The organism is Psychrobacter sp. 1Y4 (assembly GCF_051847555.1).
Window position 1 is genome coordinate 1 of the sequence record NZ_JBPYDE010000137.1, and the last position, 1091, is coordinate 1091.

1 protein-coding gene is annotated in these 1091 nt (G+C 47.6%); it reads right to left on the reverse strand.

Translation table 11 applies throughout. The annotated features are described in order from the left end of the window. Nucleotides 1-1091: CoA transferase (locus ACS8FC_RS14795; protein WP_439297329.1), on the reverse strand; the 1091-nt coding region annotated here is incomplete at both ends.

Consider the following 1091-nt stretch of genomic DNA (forward strand, 5'->3'; position numbering starts at 1 on the left):
GACCTTTACGTACGCCACTGAAGCAGTCCAGCTTACAGAAGATGGCTTCAGGATTTAAGGCTTTTAGGCCTTCAGCATCTAATCCCATTTTCTTAATCTGTGTATCGGTGGCATTCCAGACGATCACATCAACCGACTTGACCAATTTTTCAAACAGCTCGCGGCCTTCGCCTTTGCCAATATCAGCAAGGATAGAGCGTTTGCCCGTCATTTGAGAAAGACCATAAATAACAGTGTTCCAGCTGTCGTACAGTGGAGTGGCAGAATCAAGTTTGATGACCTCTGCGCCAAAACGTGCCAAGTAAGCGGCGGAGTGCGGCCCTGCAATCACATTACAAAGATCAAGGACGCGAACGCCGTCTAACCAACCACGTTTTTCACTGCTCTCATTAACTGAAGGCAATTTGGTTCTAAAGTTCTGGAACTTTGCTAAGGCCTCATCAAAGGTACTCGGCTTAGGCGGCTTGGGTTCTAACATAAGCTCACCACATTCTTCTAGCCACACAATCGGACCTGGCTGAATCATCTTGCCATAAGTAGGGTCATCGACCTCGATCATCAAACCTGCCGTTTCTGCATGATCATCACGGATCCACTCTTGTAGCCAACGCTGCGGCGCGCCAGGGATACCACGTTTACCAAAGATTTTTTGCCATTCTTTAGAGGTGCGTAGTAAAAAGGCGTCTTTCATTTTTGCAGCGATATGATCTGCCCAGTACTTTGGCATGGGGTAAACACCAAGAGAGGTGTCGGAGGTCCACTCACTAGAGGGTAGATACGTGTCATCTTCCTCCGTCAGTCCTTCTGCCACCAATTCATCGTACAATCCAAGCACTTCTAAGCAGCGCTTGGCATGATACTTGTGGCTTGGGCATACCACATAAAACATACGACCATCTTTACATATATAGCTGCGGTAAAAAGGATCGAGCAGTTCTTGCAGCTCTTCATAGTTCATATTCATTGGGATGCCTTCAACGCGGCGGCGTTGAATTTCAACTTCGCGCTGAGTTAAATAACGCTCAGGCATGTCTTCAACTTCTATTGAGTTGTAGCAGAGTCCTTCCATAACCGCAGCGGCAAGCGGCACT